A 16,010-nucleotide genomic window follows, 5' to 3' on the forward strand; every position below is an offset into this window, starting at 1 on the left:
CAGGAAGACCTACGCAGCGATCTCAACACTCTGTTTGACATTCTCTCAAGATGAGGTGATTGCCCGGCCTTCGGGGGAGTTTCTCGTGTTTGTTGGCCATCGGGAACGGATTGGTCCGCGAATGCACTATTGGGTAAATCTATTCGGAGTGCCAAAATGTGGTGCAGCTGAGCCATGATTGGTACTGCATAAACAGATCCGCCCCTATTTCTTTAGGCTGTGGTACACTCCCCGCCGCGCGGCGCGGACAGCCTTGACAGGCAGGCGCAGCCAACGCCGCCAGTGCGGAAATTAAAAGGCGGGAAGATATTGCATACCATTGTATACTGAACTATGTAGTGGCCAGCAAGCTTGTCCCGGCTAGCCTTTTTCTCCGCGACCCGGCGTTCAAGCTACTCCCAACACCAGGACGCCAGAACCATCATGAGCTTGTATCAAGACTACCTGAAAGAGATCGCTACTCGAAAAGAGCAGGGGCTCCACCCCAAGCCAATCGAAGACGGCGCACTTGTCAGCGAGATCATTGCGCAGATCAAGGATCTCAACAACGAACACCGGCAAGACTCCCTGAAATTCTTCATCTATAACACCCTTCCGGGCACAACGAGTGCGGCGGGTGAAAAGGCGAAGTTTTTAAAAGAGATCATTCTGGGCGAGGCGACTGTCGCGGAAATCACTCCGGCATTTGCCTTTGAACTGCTGTCTCACATGAAGGGCGGTCCGTCCGTTGAGGTTCTGATTGATCTGGCTTTGGGAGAGGACCAGTCAACCGCAGAGCAGGCATCAGATGTTTTGAAGACACAGGTCTTCCTCTATGACGCCGATACGGATCGTCTGAAGGAAGCCTATGAAGCTGGCAATGCCATCGCCAAAGACATTCTGGAAAGTTACGCTAAGGCGGAGTTCTTCACCAAGCTTCCGAACGTCGACGAAGAGATCAAGGTCGTCACCTACATTGCTGGTGAAGGCGATATTTCCACCGATCTTCTGTCGCCGGGCAACCAGGCACACTCCCGTGCTGACCGTGAGCTGCACGGCAAGTGCATGATCTCCGAAAAGGCGCAGAAGGAAATCGAAGCGCTGAAGCTGCAGCACCCGGACAAACGCGTCATGCTGATTGCCGAAAAAGGCACCATGGGCGTTGGATCCTCCCGCATGTCTGGCGTCAACAACGTGGCTCTTTGGACCGGCAAACAGGCGAGCCCTTACGTTCCTTTCGTGAACATTGCCCCGGTTGTTGCTGGCACCAATGGCATTTCACCGATCTTCCTGACCACCGTCGGCGTGACAGGTGGTATTGGTGTCGACCTGAAAAACTGGGTCAAAAAAACGGACGCCGATGGCAACCCGATCCTGAACAATGACGGCAATCCGGTTCTGGAACAGAAGTACTCTGTCGAAACCGGCACCGTGTTGACGATCAATACCAAGACCAAAAAGCTCTTCAGCGAAGACGGCAATGAAGAACATGCTGATCTGGCATCTTCCTTCACACCGCAAAAAGTCGAGTTCATGAAGGCTGGTGGATCCTACGCTGTTGTCTTCGGCAAAAAGCTGCAGACATTGGCAGCCGAAACGCTTGGCATTGAAAAGCCGCAGGTCTTTGCTCCATCAAAAGAAGTCTCGCATGAAGGCCAGGGCCTGACCGCAGTTGAAAAGATCTTCAACAAGAACGCAGTCGGCACGACCCCGGGCAAGACCCTGCACGCAGGCTCCGATGTCCGTGTGAAGGTCAATATTGTTGGGTCGCAGGACACCACCGGCCTGATGACCTCTCAGGAACTGGAGGCAATGGCTGCGACAGTCATTTCCCCGATCGTGGATGGCGCTTACCAGTCTGGCTGTCACACAGCGTCTGTTTGGGACTTGAAAGCACAGGCCAATACGCCGCGCCTCATGAAGTTCATGCACAAGTTCGGTTTGATCACTGGCCGTGACCCGAAAGAGGTCTACCACCCGATGACGGACGTGATCCACAAGGTGCTCAACGACATCACCGTGGACGACTGGGACGTTATTATTGGCGGTGACAGCCACACCCGCATGTCCAAGGGCGTCGCCTTCGGTGCGGACTCAGGCACTGTTGCGCTGGCTCTGGCAACCGGTGAAGCCACCATGCCGATCCCCGAATCCGTGAAGGTGACCTTCAAGGGCAAGATGGCCGACTGGATGGACTTCCGGGATGTCGTGCATGCCACACAGGCGCAGATGCTCAAGCAGCATGGCGACAACGTCTTTCAAGGCCGCATCATCGAGGTTCACATCGGAACGCTGCTGGCCGACCAGGCCTTCACCTTTACCGACTGGACTGCCGAGATGAAGGCAAAGGCTTCCATCTGTATCTCCAACGATGAGACGTTGATCGGCTCCCTGGAACTGGCCAAAGGCCGCATTCAGGTGATGATCGACAAGGGTATGGACAACGACAAGAAAGTCCTTCAAGGCCTGATCGACAAAGCGGACAAACGCATTGCCGAAATCAAGTCGGGCGAGAAACCGGCTCTGACCCCGGACGCCAACGCCAAGTACTTTGCCGAAGTCGTTGTTGATCTTGATGAAATCATCGAGCCGATGATTGCCGACCCGGACGTCAACAATGCGGACGTTTCCAAGCGGTACACCCACGACACCATTCGCCCTGTGTCCTTCTACAACGGCGAGAAAAAAGTCGATCTCGGCTTTGTCGGCTCCTGCATGGTGCACAAGGGTGACATGAAGATCGTTGCCCAGATGCTGAAGAACCTTGAAAAAGCCAAAGGCAAGGTTGAGTTCAAGGCGCCGCTCGTTGTGGCAGCTCCGACCTACAACATCATCGATGAGTTGAAGGAAGAGGGCGACTGGGAAGTTCTGGAGAAATACTCCGGCTTTGAGTTCGACGACAATGCGCCGAAGACGACTGCCCGCACCGAGTACGAGAATATTCTCTATCTGGAGCGTCCAGGCTGTAACCTTTGCATGGGCAACCAGGAAAAGGCTGCCAAAGGCGACACCGTTCTGGCAACTTCCACACGTCTCTTCCAGGGCCGTGTTGTGGCAGACTCCGCGACCAAGAAAGGTGAGTCTCTGCTGGCTTCCACTCCGGTTGTAGTCTTGTCCGCCATTCTCGGCCGGACACCGGACCTGGAGGAGTACAAGGACGCTGTTGAGGGCATCGACCTGACCAAGTTCGCTCCGCCGCTGCAGAAGCCGCTGGACAGCCGGTCCGTACACTTCTAAGCGGACCTCCGGTTTTAACCAATGAAAAGGGCGCGGCTGTATTCAGCCGTGCCCTTTGTTTTTGCTTGTTCAGATTTTGTTGAGTTGTAGCGAACGCAGAAAGGTGGTCGTTTCAAAAACACCCCTGCTTAAAAAATTCAATCGACGTCGTCGTCATCGGCCATGTAGGCGTCCCAGAGATCCGGGCGGCGTTCGCGGGTAAGACGTTCGGCTTCCGCGAGGCGCCAATCATGAATCTTTTTGTGGTTGCCGGAGGTCAGCACCTCCGGAATGGTTTGACCCTCAAACTCTGCAGGCCGGGTGTAATGCGGATGTTCTAGAAGGCCGGTTTCAAAACTTTCAGTATCCGCACTTTCCATGTTTCCCATTACGCCGGGGATCAGGCGGATGACAGCGTCCAGCATTGTGATCGCGCCGATTTCGCCGCCGGAGAGGATGTAGTCACCAATAGAAATCTCTTCCAGCTGACGTGTATCAATCACCCGCTGATCGATGCCTTCAAACCGGCCGCAGACAATGATCGCACCTGGGCCTTCGGCCAGCTCATGGGCACGCTTTTGAGTGAAGGGTTTACCTCGCGGGCTCATCAAGATGCGCGGGCGGGGATCGTTTTCTGGTGCAGCTGCATCAATCGCTTTGGCCAGAATGTCGGCGCGCAACACCATGCCCGCGCCGCCACCGGCAGGCGTATCGTCCACGGAGCGGTGTTTGTCCGTTGCAAAATCCCGGATCTGGCTGGTCTCCAGGTTCCACAAGTCCTTATCCAATGCACGGCCGGAAAGGCTTTGACCAAGGGGGCCCGGAAACATGTCCGGGTAAAGCGTGAGAATGGTTGCCTTGAAGGCCATGAAAGCACCGTTTGTTGAACCGGCTGACCGGTTTGTGGTGTTTGGACGCGCTGGGCAGCTTTAACCGATCATTTACCAAATAACCCGGTATTTTGCAGTCATTTGCCGGTCTAACTAATATGAAAGCTCTGATTAATCGTCACCGTGGTAAGTGACAAGGAGATATCAGTCAGGTGGTCTGCCGTGTTCCGTTTCCCGAGATCCAAATACAAGTTTCCAGACTTGCTGCTGTTAAGGTCAGACCCGCATTTTCTTGATATGTCATTCAGTCGGGTTTTGCCGCTGGCTGTCCTGGTCGTATTCGGTGTTATGGTCGGGCTGGTTTTCGAAACAGGCGTAAGCCACCCCTACGACAAGATTCTCCACATCGGTTTTTTTGCTCTGTTGACGCTATCCATTCACGCGTTGTTTTGCTGCCGCTTGCGCATTTCCGCTTTGGTCGCAATGGGAATGGGCATTGCCGGGGAAATCGTTCAAGGGATGCTGCCGCATCACCAAATGTCCGTACCGGACATCATCGCCAATGCAATTGGGGTGTCTTTGGTCGTTGCACTGATTGCCCTGATCCGATCTGAAACCAGACAGGCTTTGGAAGATGAACCGGAAGACATAGATCTTGGGGAAATGGGTCTGAAGCCAGTGGCGACTCGTTATTTGTCCGGTGAGGCCCCGGACGAATCTGACGGCTTTTCGTCGGACAAATAGTCTTCAGGTAAGTCCACCGTTACGAACCCGGCTTCCAGATTGATTTCCGGAACGAAGTCCTTGGTAAAAGGAATGTAGAAGGTCTTGCCGCGCTTCGGCCGGATTTCCAGAAGATCACCTGCGCCAAAATCCTGGACAGCCACGATCTTGCCTATGGCTTCGCCGCCGGGATCCTGGACGGTCAGTCCATTCAGGTCTGAATAGTAAAACTCATCGTCTTCTGTGTCAGGCAGCTGATCCCTGTCGATGTAGAGTTCGACGCCGTTCAGTTCTTCCGCCCGGTTGCGGTCAGTCACTTCCTTAAATTTGGTGACAACGACCGTCTTTTGCACCCGCGCATTCTGTACCTCAAACGACTGTTTGCCGTCCTTGGTGGTCAAAACACCGTAGTCGGTGAAGGAAAGCGGGTCATCGCCAAAAGGCTTGACCCGCACTTCCCCGCGAACGCCATGCGCCGCGCCAATTTTGGCCATCAGCACCTTTTGTGTCTCATTTGAGCTCATTTCAAAAGGCCCTCAAACCATCAGCTGCGCGGTGCCGTCAATCTTACTCAGCTGCTGCTTCTTCTGCAGCGGCTGCTGCAGCTTCTTCTTCAGCTGCTTTTTTCTCGTCCAGGCGCTCTTGCGCTTTACGGCCAAGCTGCGCTTTTTTCGGGTTGTTGCGCGGCTCACGCTTCAGAAGGCCGGCAGCATCGAGGAAGCGGTGTACACGGTCGGTCGGCTTTGCACCGTTGTCGAGCCAGTACTGAACACGCTCAACGTTCAGCTGAACGCGGTCTTCGGAATCCTTCGGCAGCATCGGGTTGTAAGATCCAACCTTTTCGATGAAGCGGCCATCACGCGGTGCGCGGATGTCAGCGATCACGATGCGGTAATACGGGCGTTTCTTAGAACCGCCGCGCGCCAGGCGAATTTTCGTAGCCATTTTGTTTCTCCAGTTTGTTTCAGTTGCCGGCTTCAGCGGCAATGGCTTCATGGTGCCGGATCACTTCGCGAACGATGAAGTTCAGGAATTTCTCGGCAAAGTCAGGATCGAGATTGGCTTCGGCTGCCAGCGTGCGCAGCCGCTCGATCTGAATTTTCTCCCGCGCCGGATCAGCCGGCGGTAGGTCGTTGGTGGCTTTCAAAACACCCACTTTCTGGGTGCATTTGAAACGTTCAGCGAGCATGTGAATGAGCGCTGCGTCGATATTGTCGATCGATCCGCGTAGGGACTTCAGCTCTTCAAGAGCTGCGCTCTGGCCCAATTGGCTTTCCGCATGGCTCATCGTTTTTTACCTTTTCCCATGCCCGGAAGCCCCGGCATTTTCGAGCCGCCGAGCCCCGGCAGGCCAGGCATACCCGGCATCCCAGGGGCGCCCAGACCCGGCATCCCGCCCGGTAGGCCTTTCGGCAATTCCATGCCGTCGGGTAATTGGCCGGACTTGGCCATTTCTTCAAGCTGTTTCGGATCGACATCCGGCATTCCGCCGCCCATGCCGCCCATCAGCTTGCCGAGCATGCCTTTGCCCTTGCCCATCTTTTTCATCATGTCCGCCATCTGGCGGTGCATTTTCAAAAGCTTGTTGACCTCAGCCACCTGCACACCAGAGCCGGCAGCGATGCGCTTCTTGCGGCTGGCTTTCAAGAGGTCGGGCTTTTTGCGTTCGGTCGGTGTCATCGACTGGATGATCGCGACCTGGCGCTTGAACATCTTGTCATCGAGACCGGATGCCTCGATCTGCTTTTTCATTTTGCCAACGCCTGGCAACATGCCCATCATGCCGGACATTCCGCCCAGCTTTTCCATCTGCTTCAGCTGCTCGGCGAGATCATCCAGGTCAAAATGACCCTTCTGCATCTTCTTCGCCATCTTTGCGGCCTGTTCCGCATCAATGGCTTCAGCCGCTTTTTCAACGAGCGAAACAATGTCGCCCATGCCGAGAATGCGGTCGGCGATCCGCTTTGGATGGAAGTCTTCCAGTGCATCGGATTTTTCACCGGTACCGATCAGCTTGACCGGTTTGCCGGTCACCGCCTGCATGGAGAGTGCCGCACCGCCGCGTCCATCACCGTCCATACGGGTCAGCGCAATACCGGTTATGCCGACGCGTTCGTCAAAGCTTTTCGCCAGATTGACGGCGTCCTGACCGGTGAGGGAGTCTGCGACCAGAATGATTTCATGCGGATTGGCAGCGGATTTCACCTCTGCCATTTCCACCATCAACGGTTCGTCGATGTGGATACGGCCCGCAGTATCGAGCAGAACCACATCATACCCGCCGAGTTTGGCCGCGGACATGGCACGGTTGGCAATCTCGACCGGACCCTGGCCTTCGATGATCGGCAGCGTGTCGACCTCGTTCTGCTCACCCAGAACCTTCAGCTGTTCTTGCGCCGCCGGACGGCGGGTGTCGAGCGAGGCCATCAGCACCTTGCGCTTGTCGCGCTGGGTAAAGCGGCGGGCGATCTTGGCCGTGGTGGTCGTTTTACCGGAGCCTTGAAGACCGACCATCATGATCGCGACCGGTGCCGGTGCGTTCAGATCAATTGGTTGACCTTCCGTACCGAGCATTTCAACGAGCTGATCGTGAACAATCTTCACGACCATCTGGCCCGGCGTCACGGATTTGACGACTTCTGCGCCAACCGCACGGTGGCGGACTTTATCAGTGAAAGAACGCACGATCGGCAGGGCGACGTCGGCTTCAATCAGCGCGCGGCGGATCTCACGCATCGCTTCATTGACGTCGTTTTCCGACAAAGCACCACGGCCGGTAAGCTTGTCGAAAACGCCACTTAGTCGATCTGATAGGCTTTCAAACATCAAAAGTCCTCAAGGTCACACAATTCGGGAAATCTCCCGAACCATATGGGGAACCGGCGCCCAAATCCAACCGAATGCGGTAACGCAAAGCAGTTTTGCACCCGAGGGCGCATCGCGCTGTCGGATGGTAACCTCCGGGATCTCTTTACACCTTTGCGGGTCCCGGTCGGCGGATCGAATTGTCAGTCACTCATATGGAGTTCGCGGGTGTATGCCGGAAACCTCGGGAAGAGTCAAGGAAGGTCGGGGTTTCTGGCCGCAGTGTGCCTGTTAAAGATCGCTTTCCCGGCCTTGGGCCGGGAGCACGACATTTAAGCCCGGTTAAAGACCAGGACACGCCGGCCTTGAAACTAGGCCGCTTCACCAAACAGCTTCAACCGTTCTTTTCGGGATGCATCCATCCGGCGCCGGGCTTCGGCGATGATATCTTCCGGCGCCTCCTCTGGCGTGCCGCATGAAAATGGCGGGGCTGGGGCATACTCCATCGCCAATTGGACGGTTTTGGCTTCATCTTCGCCCAAGAGGTCGGCCAGGATCTCCAAGCCGAAATCAATGCCGGATGTGATGCCGCCGGCGGTGTAGATATTGCCGTCTTTCACCACGCGGTCCTTGATGGGAATAGCGCCCATCGCGGGTAAAAAGTCGACGGCATTCCAATGGCAAGTTGCCCGCTTTCCTCTCAAGAGGCCGGCCATGCCGAGTACCAATGATCCAGTGCATACCGAAGTGATGTACTTCGCGTTTGCCGCCTGCTTTCGGACAAACGCCAGCACCTCGTCATCCTGAAGCAAGGGATTGACCCCGCCGCCTCCCGGAACACACAGGACATCAAGTTTCGGACAGTCTGTCAGTGTCGTATCCGGCCGGATGTCCATGCCACTTGTTGTTTTGACCGGGTCGCGTGTTTTCCAGATCAGGTGGACTTTGGCGTCTGGAACACCGGCAAAAGCATCATTGGGACCCGCCACATCCAGCAATTGGACATTAGGAAAGATCAATAGGCCAAATGTAAGGTTCATTTCGGTCTCCTTGTTGACAAGGAAAGATTTAGCAGCCCACTGTTTGGCGATCTGGTCATTCACCCCAAGGTTATCGCCAAATGACACGCCGGATCGAATTTTTGGCTTATGATGCCGTACAAATACTGGACATTACGGGTCCTCTGCAGGTGTTCGCCTCCGCCAATGACCTTCTTCAGGTGCAAGGAAAACCCCCTGCTTACGACCCTGAAACGGTCGCCAAGCATTCAACAGTGAAAAGCTCCAGTGGCCTTGCTTTGCTCGCTAATCCGCTGCCTCAAGCCGGAACGGCCGTTGATACTGTGCTGGTCCCGGGTGGGTTCGGTATCGACAAGGTTTGCGAAGATAGCGAGCTCATAAGTTGGCTAACGTCCCGTGCTGCAACCGCGCGACGTGTGGCGTCCGTGTGCAGTGGAGCCTTTCTGCTGGCAACCGCCGGACTGCTCAACGGCAAGTATGCTGCGACCCATTGGCAGCGCTGCGCTGAATTCAAGGAACGGTTTCCGGACGTCCGGCTCAAGTCAGATCCGATCTATGTTCAGGACGGCAATCTCTGGACCTCTGCTGGTATCACCGCTGGGATTGATCTCGCGCTTGCTCTAGTTCAGGAAGATCTTGGCCGGGAGATTGCGCTCGGAGTTGCCCGCCAGCTGGTGGTGTTTTTAAAGCGGCCCGGAGGGCAGTCTCAGTTCAGCGCGGCGCTGGATCTTCAAAACGACAGTGGCCGTTTTGATCAACTGCACGGCTGGATGATGCAGAATCTTCAGCAACCCATCACCTTGAACGACATGGCCGAGCAAGCCGTTATGAGCCCGCGCACCTTGTCGCGGCATTACAAAAAGGAAACGGGCCGCAGCCCGATGCGAACCTTGGAAGAAATGCGCCTGGATCAGGTTCGGCACTTGCTGGAGCAGGGACGCCCGGTGGCTCAGGCAGCAACACGCAGCGGCTTTGGGACCGAGGAAACCCTGCGCCAGGCGTTCCATCGGCGGTTTGGCGTCAGTCCGCAGGCCTATCGGGAGCGGTTTTCAAGCTAACGCCAAACGTCGAGCTTTTCTGGTAGCGCTTTCTTTCCTCGCTTGAGTGTGGTCCTCTTGCGGCGTTCCAAAGACGCTGGCCAGAGAGCAAACACAATGCGCTTGTCCGAAAAACAAAGAGGCGTCCTGAAAGGCATGGTGTCCGCCCTGATTGTCGCAGTGGTGGTTCTTACCGCTGGAAGCCAATTTCTATTGGTCGAGAATTTAGGAGATACACAAGGGTCAATCCGGTTAACGGTCGCCGCAGTGGCACTGGTTCCTGTTGCTTTGGCCTTGATGGTTTCAATTGGCACCCTGGCGCGGCACCGGTTCTTCACACCGGAGGACATTGATGGCAGAGGTTTGACCCAAGGAACAGCTAAAGCGCACACTTTGCAAGCCGTCTTGCAAAACACCCTTGAACAATCGGTTCTGGCGTTCCTGACCTACTGCTGTTTTGCAGCCCTCGCACCGCTGTCCCTTTTGGGCGCTGTCCCCGCGGGTGCGCTGTTGTTTGTCGCCGGCAGGGTCTTTTTCTGGATAGGATATTCAAAAGGCGCGCCGGCCCGTGCCTTTGGCTTTGCGCTGACCTTTTATTCCACCAATCTGCTGTTGATTGCATGCGCCGTTTTTGCCGTGACCGCAATCTAAGTCGATAATTCCGGCCGACACGGATAGGGGACAAAGTGGAGAAGTTTCGAACTGCGACGATTTTTGATTGTGAATATCTGACGGCCGACGGCGCCATGAAACGGTATTGGGCGGGGCCAATCGATCCAGATCCTGTCGTGGCACAAATCGGTGCGGTCAATCTGTCCTTAGGTGGGGACTATCCGGTTGTTGGATCCAAGCGGATTTACATAGGTCCATTAGATCGAAACGGCAAAAAGCAGAAACTTGATCCCTATTTCACGGACCTCACGGGCATTTCACAAGAAGAGATGGATCAAAACGGTGTGGATCTGGCGGAGGCGCTCTGCCAATTCGATCACTTTTCCAATGGCGGTACGTTTTGGTCCTGGGGCAAGGATGAACTCAACCTTCTTGGGATCAGCTGCTTTGTGGCTGGGGTTGCACCGCCAATCCCCGCCCACCGTTTTGGCAACGCGAAATCTTTGATGGTGCGGGCGGGAATGTCTTCAGAAGACATTGAAATGACCACCAGCGGTCAGCTCGCCCAGCGTTTTGAAATTCCGCATGACAATCAGCGTCACCACGATGCCTTGGATGACGCTCTATCGATCACGCTCACGTTGCAGCATTTTCTGCGCGGCGGGCAATTGTCCCAATCTGATTTTCATTTTCCGAATCACACCTGAAAAATTCGATTTTGAAGTTTCAAGGCGGGACATCAGTTACCACCAATATCCTCATTATTTGCTCCAAATGTCCGAAAATCTACCAATCCGTTAACTTTTGTGAGGGCGAATTGGCGGTTTTCTGCGGACAAAAGGTTAACGCTTCGTTAAACTGGCACGAGTGTTGCGAAGTCTAAGCAAGGGCCGCGACAAGCGTGCCATTCTGAGACAGTGAGGCGTAAATACGTGCGAGTGAACCCTGTTACATCTGCTGGCCGTGCCAATGTGAGGCGCAAGCGTCCGTCTGTGGGAGAGACGGAAAGCGAACGCCAGTCCACGTTTGCTGCACATTTGCCAGTCCCGCTCGAACCTGTTCTTGAGCGGCAGCAGGAAGCTTTTACTGGCCGCTACCGCCCGAATTCGATTTTCCTAGCCCACCTGCTCGCTACACGCGATGGCGAGCCTCAGACAAGGTCCCGTAGGCAGACAGAACCTCTCATCGGGGTCAACACCTACCGGGCGACCGCTGCCCTTCCCCGCCAGCGGGGCGCCGGGCATGTTCTGAAGACCGAACGGTGAGCTGACTATAATTTCCAGAGTACCACTGGATACCTTGGCCTGGAGCATCAAGCTCCGGGCTTTTTTCTTGGCCACGTGAATGCGGGATTTGCTTTGAGTTTGTGACCGTTGGCAACAAAACCCGAAATACTGTGACGCGCAACACAGTTTCAAACCGGAGCATTTTTTAGTTTGATTCCGGATCCGGTGCCTTTCCGGACCTCCGAAAAGATTGGCCATGGACTGGCCCGCACCGGAGACCAGACTGATGCAAGTTCAACCGATTGCGGCCATACGGCCGATAAAAATTCAACCCAAACCGGTGGGAGAGGTCCCAGAGGTTTACGAGCGGGACGCGCGGCCGCACCCTGAATTTATCCCAACTGCCAACAACGACCCGCAGTCATCAGATGCCGAGCAGACTGATATGTCCCGTCATGGGGTTTCAGATTATACGGCGCACTTGCTGATCACTCATCATGCTGCGGTACAGACTGTCATGGATCGAACGGCACAAATGGCGCGATATGCTGCCAAGACCGGAGCCATACCGGTACAGCCGCAAATCTCCTTGTCTGTCTGAGTTTTCCTGCTCTAGCTCTCAATCCGAAGAAAACCGGCAAGACCTGTCTTCTGATGCTCGATGACATGGCAATGAAACGCCCAATCGCCGGGATTGTCGGCAACCAGAGCCACTTCCAGAGTTTCTTCTTCCAATAAGAGGGCCGTGTCGGTGACGAGTGGCGGCAGCTTGCGTTTGTTGGATCTAAGCAGTTGAAACGAGACCCCGTGCAAATGGATCGGATGGTCGTTCGGCGATTCATTGCGTAGGCGCAGGATATAGGATTTGCCGAGTTTCATTCGAGCCAGTGGATCCAGCGGTCCGGGCACATCACCGGGCCAAGCCTCCCGGTTGATGGACCAGAAGGTATAGCCGAGAGACCCACAACTGCTGGCTTGCGGCGCATCGCCCTCCGGTGACCAGCCAAAGACAAAATCAATCACCTCCGCATTGGCAAGATCAGGCATGGGAACCGGATTGACCGGCAGGGGTTTCAATTCGGTCAAGCTGCGCCGGGCACTTGGTCCGGTCGCCCTGAACCGCGCTAGGTTTTTGTCGCCATTCGGACGGCGCAGCAAAAGCGTTACCTCTTGCCCCTCGTCATCAGGTACACGCACCGCGATATCGGCGCGTTGGCCTGGTGATAAGAGAATGGTGTCGGCGGGCATCGAATGAGGTAGCGGATTGGAATCGAGCGCGATGACTTGCGCTTCTGCACCCTCGACACCAAAAGTGCCGACCCGGGTGACGTCGGTAATCGCCAAACGCAACCGCACAAGTCCTCCGGCCGGAACTTCATAGACCGGGTCTACTTCCCAGTTGACCGTCGAAACTGTTCCGTAAGTGCCGCCACGGGCGGCATTGCGCGCTTTAAACAGTTCGATGAACTGGCCATCGCCACCCAGGCGGAAATCCCGGATGTTCAGAGGCAAATCTAGATCGAAACCCGGGTCTTCGTCTTCTTCGACAATCAAGACCCCAGTCAGGCCGCGGGCCATTTGCTCCAAAGTATTGCAGTGTGGGTGATACCAGAAGGTGCCGGCATCGGGCGGAGTGAATTCATAGCGGTAGGATTGGCCCGCTTCGATTGGATGCTGAGTGAGATAAGGCACGCCATCCATGGCATTGGCGATCCTGAGACCGTGCCAATGAACCACGCTTGCCTCGTCCAAATGATTTTTGACATCGATGGCGGTTTTTTCTCCGCGCTTCATCCGCAAAACCGGCGGCGGACCATCGGGCAAAAAACTCATCATGTTCTGTGTAACGGTGCCTGGCAGGAAGCTGTGTTCATATGCCGACATGACCAACTCATGATCCGCTGCATTGGCTGCATGGGCTGCAAGGCCGCCAACGGCAAATGCGGATCCTGTTGCCGCTGATCCGATCAGCAGCTCGCGCCGAGACAATCCCACCATACTTTTTTGCTCCAAGATTTCTTAAGCGCGTCCGGGTGCACATTTGCACCTGAGTTCTGTTCTCTTCAAGACCAAATGTGCGGTTCCGAGACAGCCGACAAGGCGGCTGTCTATGCAAGCGATCACAATTTGGAGGAGGGCAAGGCGTTTAAGACCGAAACGCCTTTGGACGTTACCTTAAAACGCAGGTTCCCGGTTTTTGGAGATGTGGTCCTTTCCGCTAACCCCTTGGAAATAAGATCATCCACCACTTTGGCAGCTTCTGTGCGCGGCATTTCTGCACTTCTGGCGATACCTGTCGCGGTCCGCATCGTCAGGCCGCCGGTGGCCTGCAGAACTTTCTTCTGGTCATCGTTGAGGTCCGATACAATCGTGTTCAGTACTTCACCTTGTATATTTGCGTCGGGAGCAACTGGAGTTGCTTCTTCAGCAATCACCCGGCGCAGCTCTTCAACTTCTTCACTGCTGTCTTCGGCGATCTGTTCGGCTTCCCGCGTTTTCTCCTTCAGTTCATTCAGAACTTTTTCCGAGATGGAGCTGAGGAAGGCCCGCGAGGAAAAACCAGCGACAAGGCAAAAGCCGGCAAACACGAAGCCATCACGGAGATTGGCAAACCCGCCAGATGTATTGATCAGATTGGATTCGGCCATCGACAGGAACAACGGCACGGCCACGGCTGCAATGATCCCGACGACGATATAGCCGAAGCCTTTGTAGCGGATGTCGTTCCCTTCGTTTTCAAAGCCAGGAGACAAGAGCCAGGCTCCAAATCCCCCTAATCCGCCGCAGACAACCATAATTGAAACGATCAAGACGATGCCGGACATGCCATTCCCTCCCGTGCCGCTTCCATTTTTGCCCGGACAGTTCATCCGGGCAAAGTTGGTCCTTATGATTCATCTCAATCTAAAGATGAGTCAATCCAGGTGGTACAGGATAAGGTTGGGTTAGTATCCCGCCGCGTGGCCGTCCTTGCGTGGATCCGATCCAGCCGTCAACACGTGACGGGCCTTATCGATCATGATCGCCTGGCTGCCACCGATGGCTCCCGGAGCTGCGACTACGGAATGGCCCAGTTTTTTGAGGCCCTCGACGGTTGCGGGAGGCACAAGCCGTTCGGCCTGCAAGGCGTGGGTTTCTAAATCGAAGAACATGCGCGGGAAATCGATCGCCGCCTGCACATCCATGCCATAATCGATAATGTTGGTGAGAAGATGCGCATGACCGCAGGCTTGATAGTGACCACCCATGACGCCGAACGAGAGCCACGGCGCACCGTTTTTCAAGGCCATCGCCGGAATGATCGTGTGCATCGGCCGTTTGCCGCCATCGATTGAGTTGGCAAATCCGGCTTGTGCCTTAAAGGACCGTCCGCGGCAGTGCAGCAGGACACCGCTTTCCGGGGCCACGATACCGCTGCCAAAATCACTGAACAGGGAATTGATAAAGGACACCGCCAGCCCGTCCTTATCGACAACGCTGAGATAGACCGTATCGGTCTGTGGCGCGAGGCTGGCATCCGGCATGGTGTCCAGACGTTTGTCGACCGAGATCATCTGCGCCAGCTGGTCAATGTAATCTTCGCCGATCAGGCGGGTATGGCAGACGTTCATATACCCCGGATCGGTCACGAACTTGTCGCGCACAGCGTAAGCGATGCGGGCAGCTTCCATCTCCAGGTGGAATCGTTCGGCCCCGAAGGGATCAAGGTTTTCAAGACCGAAACGCTCCAGAATACCGAGTATGATGAGGGCGATCACGCCTTGCCCATTCGGCGGCAGTTCAGCAATCGTGTGGCCTTTGTAGTCGCGGACCACCGGTGAAACCGCCGTCGTGTGGCAGGCTGCCAGATCGTCGGTGGTCATTACGCCACCCTTGGCGGTGACAGCGGCAACGATATCTTCTGCAATCGGCCCGGAATAAATCGCATCCGCGCCTTCTGCTCCGATCGCTTCCAACGTTTCGGCAAGATGTGGAAACTTGAGGACTGCGCCGGTTTCAGGAGATGACCCGTTGATCAAATATCTGGCCGCAGACACAGGATCTTCATTGAGCTTGTCAATGTTATTCGCCCAGTCAGCCGCGACACGCGGTGCGACAGGAAAACCGTCCCGGGCATAATTAACTGCGCGTTTCAGCAGGGTTTTGAAGTCCTGCGTGCCATGCGCTTTCAGCAAGGTCTCCCAAGCTCTGACAGCGCCAGGGACGGTTACCGCATGCGGCGAGGTGTCCGTGATTTCAGAAACACCGAGTTCCGCGAGTTTTTCCGGTGTTGCGGCGCGGGGGGCTGCGCCCGACCCATTGAATCCTGTGAGCCGGCCGTCAGGTTCTGTCACGATGGCAAAACAATCGCCGCCAATCCCGGTCATATGCGGTTCAACAACACATTGGACGGCAACCGCTGCGATCGCCGCATCGACTGCATTGCCGCCGTCCTGCAGAACTTCTATCGCCGCGCTCGTCGCAAGGGGGTGCGAGGTTGCCACGGCAGCTTCTCGTGCAAATACCGGTGATCTGCCTGGCGCTTGAAAGTCTCGCTTCACTGAATTCCCCCCATGGCGGCCA

Annotated in this window: 16 protein-coding genes; 7 read left to right on the top strand and 9 right to left on the bottom strand. The window is 55.5% G+C overall.

Features of this window, described 5'->3' with window-relative positions:
* Positions 1-423: 423 nt before the first annotated feature.
* Positions 424-3,216 (top strand): bifunctional aconitate hydratase 2/2-methylisocitrate dehydratase, encoded by a 2,793-nt coding sequence (locus tag ACOOFE_RS27930; protein ID WP_420413038.1) that lies wholly within the window; start codon positions 424-426, stop codon positions 3,214-3,216.
* 137 nt (positions 3,217-3,353) lie between these two features.
* Here the strand turns inward: ACOOFE_RS27930 and trmD are convergent, their stop codons facing one another.
* Positions 3,354-4,064, bottom strand: coding sequence for a tRNA (guanosine(37)-N1)-methyltransferase TrmD (trmD, locus tag ACOOFE_RS27935; protein ID WP_420413039.1), 711 nt, complete (start codon positions 4,062-4,064; stop codon positions 3,354-3,356).
* Between the two features lie 258 nt (positions 4,065-4,322).
* On the opposite strand from trmD, the gene ACOOFE_RS27940 reads away from it, so the two are divergent.
* Entirely contained in the window at positions 4,323-4,769 is a 447-nt protein-coding gene (locus ACOOFE_RS27940; protein ID WP_420413040.1) for an antibiotic resistance protein VanZ, read from the top strand.
* Here ACOOFE_RS27940 and rimM read toward each other — a convergent pair.
* From rimM to ACOOFE_RS27965, 5 genes are all read right to left on the bottom strand, one after another.
* Entirely contained in the window at positions 4,715-5,272 is a 558-nt protein-coding gene (gene rimM / locus ACOOFE_RS27945) for a ribosome maturation factor RimM (RefSeq protein ID WP_420413041.1), read from the bottom strand. The genes ACOOFE_RS27940 and rimM overlap by 55 nt on opposite strands.
* Before the next feature lie 43 nt (positions 5,273-5,315).
* Entirely contained in the window at positions 5,316-5,693 is a 378-nt protein-coding gene (rpsP, locus tag ACOOFE_RS27950) for a 30S ribosomal protein S16 (protein ID WP_420413042.1), read from the bottom strand.
* Between the two features lie 19 nt (positions 5,694-5,712).
* Complete coding sequence (locus tag ACOOFE_RS27955; protein ID WP_141184476.1) at positions 5,713-6,036, bottom strand: chorismate mutase; 324 nt, start codon at positions 6,034-6,036, stop codon at positions 5,713-5,715.
* Positions 6,033-7,574, bottom strand: a complete 1,542-nt coding sequence (gene ffh / locus ACOOFE_RS27960) for a signal recognition particle protein (RefSeq protein ID WP_420413043.1) — start codon at positions 7,572-7,574, stop codon at positions 6,033-6,035. The genes ACOOFE_RS27955 and ffh overlap by 4 nt, the downstream gene beginning before the upstream one ends.
* A gap of 350 nt (positions 7,575-7,924) precedes the next feature.
* The gene (locus ACOOFE_RS27965; RefSeq protein ID WP_420413044.1) at positions 7,925-8,593 is read right to left on the bottom strand and encodes a DJ-1/PfpI family protein; all 669 of its coding nucleotides are present in this window, start codon (positions 8,591-8,593) and stop codon (positions 7,925-7,927) included.
* Positions 8,594-8,673: 80 nt separating this feature from the next.
* On the opposite strand from ACOOFE_RS27965, the gene ACOOFE_RS27970 reads away from it, so the two are divergent.
* The 5 genes from ACOOFE_RS27970 to ACOOFE_RS27990 all read left to right on the top strand — a co-directional run bounded on the left by ACOOFE_RS27970 (position 8,674) and on the right by ACOOFE_RS27990 (position 12,048).
* Complete coding sequence (locus ACOOFE_RS27970; RefSeq protein ID WP_420413045.1) at positions 8,674-9,630, top strand: GlxA family transcriptional regulator; 957 nt, start codon at positions 8,674-8,676, stop codon at positions 9,628-9,630.
* 96 nt (positions 9,631-9,726) lie between these two features.
* The gene (locus ACOOFE_RS27975) at positions 9,727-10,260 is read left to right on the top strand and encodes an MAPEG family protein (RefSeq protein WP_420413046.1); all 534 of its coding nucleotides are present in this window, start codon (positions 9,727-9,729) and stop codon (positions 10,258-10,260) included.
* Positions 10,261-10,295: 35 nt separating this feature from the next.
* Positions 10,296-10,928 carry an exonuclease gene (locus ACOOFE_RS27980; protein WP_420413047.1) on the top strand — a complete coding sequence of 211 codons (633 nt, stop codon included), beginning with the start codon at positions 10,296-10,298 and terminating at the stop codon, positions 10,926-10,928.
* A gap of 231 nt (positions 10,929-11,159) precedes the next feature.
* A complete protein-coding gene (locus ACOOFE_RS27985) occupies positions 11,160-11,486 on the top strand; it encodes a hypothetical protein (protein ID WP_420413048.1) in 327 nt (108 codons plus the stop codon).
* A gap of 247 nt (positions 11,487-11,733) precedes the next feature.
* Positions 11,734-12,048, top strand: a complete 315-nt coding sequence (locus ACOOFE_RS27990) for a hypothetical protein (protein WP_420413049.1) — start codon at positions 11,734-11,736, stop codon at positions 12,046-12,048.
* An 11-nt stretch (positions 12,049-12,059) separates the two neighbouring features.
* Here the strand turns inward: ACOOFE_RS27990 and ACOOFE_RS27995 are convergent, their stop codons facing one another.
* The 3 genes from ACOOFE_RS27995 to ggt form a co-directional block, all read right to left on the bottom strand.
* Positions 12,060-13,445 carry a multicopper oxidase family protein gene (locus tag ACOOFE_RS27995; protein ID WP_420413050.1) on the bottom strand — a complete coding sequence of 462 codons (1,386 nt, stop codon included), beginning with the start codon at positions 13,443-13,445 and terminating at the stop codon, positions 12,060-12,062.
* A gap of 122 nt (positions 13,446-13,567) precedes the next feature.
* Positions 13,568-14,272: a YEATS-associated helix-containing protein gene (locus tag ACOOFE_RS28000; RefSeq protein WP_420413051.1), complete on the bottom strand. Its 705-nt coding sequence runs from the start codon at positions 14,270-14,272 to the stop codon at positions 13,568-13,570.
* 120 nt (positions 14,273-14,392) lie between these two features.
* Complete coding sequence (gene ggt / locus ACOOFE_RS28005; RefSeq protein WP_420413052.1) at positions 14,393-15,988, bottom strand: gamma-glutamyltransferase; 1,596 nt, start codon at positions 15,986-15,988, stop codon at positions 14,393-14,395.
* Between the last annotated feature and the right edge of the window lie 22 nt (positions 15,989-16,010).

It is taken from the genome of Roseibium sp. (assembly GCF_965216085.1).
In the GTDB taxonomy this organism is placed as follows: domain Bacteria; phylum Pseudomonadota; class Alphaproteobacteria; order Rhizobiales; family Stappiaceae; genus Roseibium.

Bases quoted from the DNA above. Each gene is read 5' to 3' on its own strand.
- ACOOFE_RS27930 (WP_420413038.1), top strand. From the start codon at position 424: ATGAGCTTGTATCAAGACTACCTGAAAGAGATCGCTACTCGAAAAGAG.
- ACOOFE_RS27955 (WP_141184476.1), bottom strand. From the start codon at position 6,036: ATGAGCCATGCGGAAAGCCAATTGGGCCAGAGCGCAGCTCTTGAAGAG.
- ffh (WP_420413043.1), bottom strand. From the start codon at position 7,574: ATGTTTGAAAGCCTATCAGATCGACTAAGTGGCGTTTTCGACAAGCTT.
- ACOOFE_RS28000 (WP_420413051.1), bottom strand. From the start codon at position 14,272: ATGTCCGGCATCGTCTTGATCGTTTCAATTATGGTTGTCTGCGGCGGA.
- trmD (WP_420413039.1), bottom strand. From the start codon at position 4,064: ATGGCCTTCAAGGCAACCATTCTCACGCTTTACCCGGACATGTTTCCG.
- ACOOFE_RS27970 (WP_420413045.1), top strand. From the start codon at position 8,674: ATGACACGCCGGATCGAATTTTTGGCTTATGATGCCGTACAAATACTG.
- ACOOFE_RS27995 (WP_420413050.1), bottom strand. From the start codon at position 13,445: ATGGTGGGATTGTCTCGGCGCGAGCTGCTGATCGGATCAGCGGCAACA.
- rpsP (WP_420413042.1), bottom strand. From the start codon at position 5,693: ATGGCTACGAAAATTCGCCTGGCGCGCGGCGGTTCTAAGAAACGCCCG.
- ACOOFE_RS27975 (WP_420413046.1), top strand. From the start codon at position 9,727: ATGCGCTTGTCCGAAAAACAAAGAGGCGTCCTGAAAGGCATGGTGTCC.
- rimM (WP_420413041.1), bottom strand. From the start codon at position 5,272: ATGAGCTCAAATGAGACACAAAAGGTGCTGATGGCCAAAATTGGCGCG.
- ACOOFE_RS27965 (WP_420413044.1), bottom strand. From the start codon at position 8,593: ATGAACCTTACATTTGGCCTATTGATCTTTCCTAATGTCCAATTGCTG.
- ACOOFE_RS27990 (WP_420413049.1), top strand. From the start codon at position 11,734: ATGCAAGTTCAACCGATTGCGGCCATACGGCCGATAAAAATTCAACCC.
- ACOOFE_RS27940 (WP_420413040.1), top strand. From the start codon at position 4,323: ATGTCATTCAGTCGGGTTTTGCCGCTGGCTGTCCTGGTCGTATTCGGT.